At 59.7% G+C, this 7864-nt stretch carries 4 protein-coding genes and 1 pseudogene; 2 read left to right on the top strand and 3 right to left on the bottom strand.

Features of this window, described 5'->3' with window-relative positions; genetic code table 11:
* Positions 1-1587: 1587 nt before the first annotated feature.
* Together AB0J09_RS20250 and AB0J09_RS20245 are read left to right on the top strand one after the other, a co-directional pair.
* The gene (locus AB0J09_RS20250; protein ID WP_360692914.1) at positions 1588-2670 is read left to right on the top strand and encodes a hypothetical protein; all 1083 of its coding nucleotides are present in this window, start codon (positions 1588-1590) and stop codon (positions 2668-2670) included.
* A gap of 693 nt (positions 2671-3363) precedes the next feature.
* Positions 3364-4674 carry a 7-cyano-7-deazaguanine synthase gene (locus AB0J09_RS20245; RefSeq protein ID WP_360692911.1) on the top strand — a complete coding sequence of 437 codons (1311 nt, stop codon included), beginning with the start codon at positions 3364-3366 and terminating at the stop codon, positions 4672-4674.
* Positions 4675-5501: 827 nt separating this feature from the next.
* Here AB0J09_RS20245 and AB0J09_RS20240 read toward each other — a convergent pair.
* From AB0J09_RS20240 to AB0J09_RS20230, 3 genes and pseudogenes are all read right to left on the bottom strand, one after another.
* Positions 5502-5720: pseudogene (locus AB0J09_RS20240) on the bottom strand (hypothetical protein); the annotation flags it as partial.
* Positions 5721-5942: 222 nt separating this feature from the next.
* Positions 5943-6575 (bottom strand): 2'-5' RNA ligase family protein, encoded by a 633-nt coding sequence (locus AB0J09_RS20235; protein WP_360692908.1) that lies wholly within the window; start codon positions 6573-6575, stop codon positions 5943-5945.
* Entirely contained in the window at positions 6572-7825 is a 1254-nt protein-coding gene (locus AB0J09_RS20230) for a hypothetical protein (RefSeq protein ID WP_360692905.1), read from the bottom strand. The genes AB0J09_RS20235 and AB0J09_RS20230 overlap by 4 nt, the downstream gene beginning before the upstream one ends.
* Between the last annotated feature and the right edge of the window lie 39 nt (positions 7826-7864).

Here is a 7864-nt window from a genome sequence, read left to right as displayed (position 1 = left end):
TCCCAGCACATCCCAGCCCGCCAACCGGTGGTAACGCTACAAATCCGTCCGATCACATTGCGACATCACTGGCATGGACTCGCGAAACGCACTCTCAGAGCGGCATCCGGCTGCACACCCCTGAAACGCAGAAGAGGCCCCGTAGGGCCTCTGAGCTGCGCTGACTGCGTGTGGCAGGTGCAAGGTTCGAACTTGCGTAGGCTGAGCCGACGGTTTTACAGTCCCGTCGCGATCACGCTCTGACCTGGGGTTTCGTTCCTAGTCACGTCTACTTGGCCGCGTATTGGCCGTGATCAAACTCCAACGGCTCTCTGGCGGCACCGATTGCCCCTCGCATCACGGGTGATCGTTCGAGAGCCTGACTGCGGTCGATAAGGTCCGATGGTCCCGCAGTAGAGGTGGTGTGGTGGCAGCTACCTCTGTGGGGCGTCGTGCAGCGTGGCCGTCAGGAAGTCCACTGCCTGCGCCAGAGCAAGCTGAGCGGCCAGTGTGTGGCGCAGAACGCCAAAGGACGGCAAACCGTGTACGGCTCCCACGTACCTGGTCGCAGCGACGGACACACCAGCGCGGAGTTATGGCTGCGTGGGCTTCGCCCTGCTCCCACAGGACGTCAGCCACAGCCGTCATCACGAGGGCGGGAGGCACCAGCAAGGTCGGCGACGACGGTTGCACCCAGGGGTGAGGCGGCGGCTTGGACGCGTTCTTCCCACTGCTGGTGTACTGGTCTCAGAACCAGACCCTCGCTTCCCTGTGCAGATACCGTCGGCGAAGCGGCAGTAGGACGGGGTGTCGAAGTTGGCGTTTGTCACCGGGCAAACAGCACTTGAGCGGGCAGCCTTACGTCACCGCTCCGCACGGCTAGCAGCCAGCGCGGTGGCGAGATTGGGCGTCCGCGGAGTCACCCGCAACGGCCCTCCGGCCACTGTTCAGGTCGTAGGCTTGGCCGTGCCGGTTCACCGAGCGCGCCATGACATAGCGCTCCACCAGCGCGATCGGGCAGCGGTGCTTGGCGCCAGGTCGTACTCGGGGAAGACGACCGCAACTGTCGCCTGGCGTCCCAAGGACCGAACGAACTTGATCAGCAGCCATCCATTCGGCTGGAACGCCTTACACGCCTGCTCTGTGGTCGTTCCGGTCACAGATTTAGGTGCAGCACTAAACCTGATACGTCCAGATCGCGGCTGTATATCTCTTCCGAGCAGCCTGTGATCACATCACCGCCCTCACTGGACTTCTTGGTGGATATGTGCTACCGCGTGCTTGCGCCTCCACTAATATCACCCGTTCAGAAGAAGTGCAGCCATAGGGCAGGCCCCAGCAACGTCAGCGATCTGGGTGACGGACGACAGTCATGGGAGGTCCACCATCATCCACCTCGTCCTGTTCCTCCAGGAAACATGGCACCACACATAGACGACATGGTCCTGCAGTTGTGCTACAGCAAGCTCTAGGCGAGTAACACACTTATACCCATGACCGATACCCAACCATCCGCCGCACTCGTCCACCCGCGCGCCTAATCGTCCTTACGCAGTCTTGATCGGGTCATCGACTCGGGTTACGTTCGGGTGAGATGAGGAGAAGGTCATGCCGGACATAAGAACCACCGGCGTTCAACCGGAGGTCCTAGCAACTCTTACCACACAAGAGTTTCGTCGGCTCTGTTCAGTCGTTGCCATTGAGCACGGGCTGAGCATCGTTACTGCCGTACCTCGAGGTGACCACGAAGACCTAATCCTCAAGCGACGCATCTTCCTTACAACACGTGAGGTACTGATGCGCATCCTCTTCGTGCCCGCCGAGACGCGCCATCTGGATGAATTACAGAAAGACGCGGGGCGAGGTGGCTACGCCGACTATCTTCTTGTTGCACCACAGGTAGTCGACCAAGCATTACTTGAAAATGATCATACGCTAGACACAGTTCGACTTGCTCGCCTACTTTCATCCTCCGCCCTAGTCGTACCAAATACCGTAGGCGCCCCCGATGTAGACAGACGCGGCTATCGTCTCGTCGCACAACTGGCTGATGCCACCGTTCAGGATAGGCTTGGCCTGCTGTGGCTTCCGATACTAGCGAAGAATAGGCTTCCGATAGAGCTAAGCGAAGCAGGTACTCCTGAGGACCTATTTGAGAAATTCTTCTTCCGCTTGGCGACAACAGTGTTCGACTTCCAAGGCGAGCGATTCGGCACCGCTAAACGCGGCAAGCGTGTTGGTGACGCCATCCTGGTGAACCACGATGCATCAGTCGTGATTCTAGCTGACTGCAAGGCTGCTGCCGCCGGCTATGTCATGGACGTCGACGATGAGCGTCGTTTAGTTGAGTACGCGAGGAACCCTCAGCCATATCAAGGTCAAGCCATGAAGGTTCGTTACGTCCTTGTAATAAGCAGCAGCTTCCCTGGAACCGACGGCCACAGACACCCCTTTTATACACGGAGATCCAGATTCCATGATGTCGGCTCAGATCTAGCCTACTTGCGCGTCGAGGACTTCTTAGCCGCCGCACTACACCTCCTAGAGATCGCGCCCGACAATACGCATACAGCTCGCCAGATCGACTGGGCCTTCGCACTGAAAGACGGAATAGTTGGACAGGAATCGCTGATAAAGGCCGTAGACGACGCAGCTCGGGCGAAAGAGACCCTCGAAGGAGGGACTGCCTGATGGGAACATCAACCAATCGCACGTCCCCCAAGGGCAACCTAAGATGGAACGTCGCTCGGGCTGTCCTTGGGTCAAATGCGACTCCGGATGAAATACTCATGGAGATGTTCAACGCAGCTGCAGGCGATGGCGAGTGGCTCATTATGCTGACGAGTCCCGCACTTTCCGCCTACGCGCAGGCTGCACAACGTGCATGGTCTGAGATGGCGAATTACATATCCGAAGCCGATACAAGCGCTCAGGCAGTACGACTGTACGTGGAACATGTGCGTGAACATGGGTTAGCAGCAGGCGGTGGCGGGATGGCTCTACCTCTCGCAGAACGCGCACTCGCGAAAGTGTTGCTCGCCACAGCAAGACAGATCCCCACTGACTCCGACTCGCCTAAGGGCTGGTTATCGGTTAGATCCACGTACTCAGAAAGTATGGTTGCAGAGTTCCTCGGAGAAGCTCTTCGTCAGGTTGCTCAATTTCTTGTATCACGCGATATTCCTACAGTGGCCATCGCGCGAGGCGTTGTCCAACTGACTGCGGCGCAAGCAAGTAATCTAACTCGTGACGTTGGCGCAGCCGCTGTCCGTTCAGCTGACACTGGAAAGAGCATAATTATGGAGGGAGGAACAGATGCATGGCCTCAGGCGGTGAGGGCATCTTTTGCTTCTGCGATCAGCCCTCACCACAATGGGTTAGGCGATGCCTGATTATCGAGTGGTGGTGAATGATTGTGCGGCACCGCCATTTACTAGGCTTCTTCAGGTGCGTTGCGGGTCAGGCATGGGAATCACACACGAATATAACTATAATCGTGTTGCGGCCGGCCTGCCCAAAGTGATTACCGCACGCCAACAGGATTGGGCGGATGTGTTAGGAGCAATCTACTCGATCGATCTCGCCTGTAAGCGTGGCGAGGGTTCGGATTGGTATAGAACTATTGATGCTTGGATTCCTGTACGTGATCCAGAGTTATGGAACGCGCTTACCGATCAAGTTTCTAGCGTCTTCTCAGCACTGACATATGACCGTCTCAACGTCTCTTTCATAGCTGGCACGGATATGTCCGACCCCCCTCGCCAGCATACAAAAGCTTTTCCTCGCACCGTCGATGGAGTAGCTCTGCTCTCTGGAGGCGTGGATAGCCTTGTGGGTGCAGCAGTTCTGTTGGCTGAGGGCTCTAAACCTCTCCTTCTTTCCCACATGAATAGTCCGTCAGCAAGCGATGCAATCAACAAAATCGCTCCGGAGCTATCCAGGCGAGGCGCTCCAGCGCATCCAGTTACACTGACAGCTAGAAAAGCCCAGAAGGATATTGCTGGGGAAAACAGTCAACGCGCAAGGTCTTTGCTCTACATGGGACTTGGCTGCCTTATTGCAGTTGGCATGGGCGTACAGAACGTATGGCTCAATGAAAATGGAGTCATGGCCGTCCACGTTCCGCTTACCACTGCGAGGTCAGGGTCTCTTAGTACGCGTACAGCTAGCCCTCGGCTATTGACCGAGTTCTCGAAGCTAGCGTCAGCAGCTCTGGACGCTAAGGTTACCGTCCAGAATAGATTAGTTGCTCACACAAAACCCGAAGTAACCATATGGGGGCGCGACTTAGATCTCACGACTCTGCTCACGGCGACAGTTAGCTGTTGGCAGGTTGGACGCAACCCCGCACATTGTGGCCGGTGCATTCCATGCTTGATTCGCCAAGTGAGTCACGAATATGCCAGAGTGCCTGATCGCCACTACCTGTCTTACCCATTCGATGAGATACCTCCGGATAGCCCGTGGGGGCCAGTCGCCCGCGATAACGTATTTCATCTTTTGACTCAGGCGGTGGAATTGCACCAAGCCGACGAATATGACCTGATGTGGGACAAGCCTGACCTTTTAGACTCTGGACCCGGTCTCACGATCGAGGCGAGTGTCTCCATGCATAAGCGCTGGGCAGCCCAGGTGCTAGAAGTTGCGAATGCACATGCGTTCTCTAATGCCGTTCTAAACGGAAATTCGCCATGAAGATTTCGTATGGTCAACTGCGGCAGGCAGTGGTCGATCCGGCCTATCGAGTACCTAAGAAGCCTGCGCCTATGCCATCTACTGATGCGTCACTTCGTAAGGCAATTCGTATAGTGCACGAAGAGGGCGCTGAAGCTGCCCGAGCAGCGCTTCGCCAAGGGCTCAGAAGCGACTATTGGAAGAACAAGGGCCAGACACGAGCAGCAACCGCCTTCGACTGCTTAGAGAATTACATCGAACTCGCCAGCGAAGATCCGAGGCGCTGGGCCCCCGGAGGAAAAATGAGCGCCGCCATTGCTGGCGATGTCATTAATACCGCGGTGGACGGCCTCCTCATAACGAACGCAGGGTATTGGGGGCGAGTCGTTGTAACTGGGCCACTGAGCGAGCCTCTAACAGAGAGACAACGCGAAGAACTTGCCTGCCCTCCTACCTTAGCTCTGATACGCGATTTCGAAGGCGGTCTATTCGATGATCGGCGTATCCTTGGGGTGGAGATTTGGGAGCTGCGTAGCGGAATCACAGGTATCGTTGCTAGGTCGGCCGCTGAAGCTGCTCTGGTAAGAGTTCGCGCTATCCTAGACAGGCTACGCGAGTTGTAGCCATCGTCGTGTAGCTTCGCTCTACTAAATCTACAGGCCACTGAGTGGTCGCTCAGGATGCCGCACATATGAGAACTCGATGCCTGTCTGCTGTCGCACAAACCGCAGAATCACGACCGGACGGCGTTTGAGCAGGCTAAGGGGCTGTCGCGCTCCAGGCCTCGCGACGGATACGGCTGCCAGCAGATTACCGCAGTATTCCGCAGAATCGATGCCAGGCGAGGGTCACTTACCAGCAGTCCGATCCTGGAAGACCAGCTCCACGCGGGCCCCAGCAGGGACATGGTGTGGCTCTCGGGTCGGCTGAGTGGCCGCCATCAGCTCCCGCTTGCGCACCGTATTGATGCGTCCCTCGGTGCGGAGGTGGGCCAGGGCTTCGCGTACGGTGTCGCGGCCCACCTCGTACGTCTGTGAGGGCGGGGCCTCCGAGGGCAACCACGCTCCGGGCGATAGCGGCCGACCGTGATGTCGTCACGGACCGCGACCCGCGACCTGCCGGTAGACGGTACCCCAGAGCTGTAGTCGATCATGAGACACAAGTGCCTCAGAGCAACTTTATGCGATCTCGGCAGCACCTGACGATGCGTCCATGGCCTGGTGAATTGACCGGTAGGTCACGTGGGCGAAAAAGCAGGACGTCAACGGTCGCGTAGTGACGCTGACGCCTCACAACGTCCCGAGCCGTACTTGCGCCAATGAACGCCAGTCCCAAACCGTCTCCGGTCCGTCCTGGTTGACGATGTGGATGCTACGGATGGTGACATCACGCTCTGGGAGTTGCTTGCCGAGGGCCGTAATGATGGGAGCCGCCGGGCCATCAGCACTGCTGTAAGCCACAGTAACGTGCGGTATCCACGCTGTATGAGCTAGAGCACCATCTCGGCCCGTGGCCGCCCGCGTGGCGAACTTCGCTGCTTCGAGCAGTGGGCGAAGACGGTCCGCCGGGCGCGCCTCGAGGACCACCGCCTCAGGGTGGTAGAGCACGCGTCCAAGAGTGACGGTGATGGGTGCGACCCGTGCGAGTTGAGCCGTGGCTTCCTCGGCCATCACGTTTACCTGGTGATCCGTGATTTCGTGCGAGTAGCCGGCGACCAACGTGGTGAGGTGGATGAACTTATGCGGCACCAGATCGAGGCCGGGCAGGCCGGCCAGGCGGTCGTGAGCCTCTTGGACGATCGCCCGCGCTTCAGGGTCCTCCCCCAAAAGGACATGCCAGTAGAGCTGGCCCTGACCTGGCGGCAACATGAGCGCTCGTCGCTTCTCCCAGCGGTTCGCCATCCGCGTCGGCAACGGGCTCACGCATCCTCCTCGACAGGGGCGGACAGAGCCCGAGCGGAGTTGAACGTCTTGATCTGCTCGCGCAGCGTCGTCACCATATCCGAGCCGCGAAACCGAGGAGCGGCCAATCGTGCATCCATCCGCACCAGATAGTTGGTGATCGTGGACAGTCGATGTTCGGGCGGCAGGGACAGGGCGGGCATCACCTGCTCAGCCGCGGCGTCCAGGTCTTCCATCATCACGTACGCGATGCCGGCGCCGAAGCGCACCTGTGCCCAGGTGCCGGCTACCCAGGGAGCGCCGTTGGCCCATGCGTCGTCGGCCGCCGCCGCCGCACGTAGCGCCGCAGTATGGTCGCTTGCCTGGAGCGCCACCGACAGGGCGTACAGGGCCCGCCTTGGCGCTGGGCACGACCAGGGCGTCACGCCGGAGTCGCCGGCCACGGAACCGGCTGCCTCGTCCGCTCGGTGAAGGGCTTCTCGGGCTCGGCCGAAGTCGCCGAGCAGGCTTGCGGCGTTCGCTTCCTGGCTGGCCAGGAGCACCCGCAAGGGTGTGGGCGGGCTGCATTCGTAGCCGCGTCTGGCCGCGTCGGCAGAGACCGCGTATCGGCATCGCCACCGTTCGGTCTTGGCTTGGGCGCTCAACGCCGCCGCCTCGCACGCGCCGGCCTCTTGGGACAGGAGAGCTGCTCTGCCGTGGACGATGGCCGATTCGTCGTCGTACAGGTCGCCCAGCAGGATGCAGGCGTGGGCGAGGAGTTCGGCGTCGATCCGGAACAGCTCACGCGTCTGGTGAAGCCGCTGCTTGCCGCCCCGCATGAGCTCCAGCACGCGCCGGTGCAGGCGTAGCACATCGGCGAGCAGCGGCGCGGGCGCTGTCTGGGTGTGACGCTGCGTCAGGTGGTAGCGGGTCTCGTCGATCATGGCGATGGTGCTGTCGCCGACGTTGGTCTGTTCGATCCAGGCTGTGTGCTCGATCAGGTCGCCGCTCCTCGGGAGCGTCCCCACCAGCTCGCCGTCACGATCGAAGAGAACGGCCTCGTCCATGCCGAACACGCGGCAGTACAGCAAGGGGTAGGGATCCTTCGGACGGCTGTTGCCCGCCTCGTGATCCTTGATTCTGCGGACCACCGACTCGAACTCAGGCAAGGCGATCTCCTCGCCCGCTGCCTGGAACAGGTGCCTGGCCAGTTGCTTCTGTGACCAGCCACGCTGACGTCGCTCGTCACGAATGCGTTCGGCCCACCGGGGAGTCCTGGGCTGTTCCAGCATGCCGTCGCACCTCACCACCGAGTTGGGGGACACGGTCGC

It is taken from the genome of Nonomuraea sp. NPDC049784 (assembly GCF_040659615.1).
GTDB lineage: Bacteria > Actinomycetota > Actinomycetes > Streptosporangiales > Streptosporangiaceae > Nonomuraea.
Note: the sequence above shows the minus strand (reverse complement) of the source record. Positions and strands in the feature narration are given on the sequence as shown.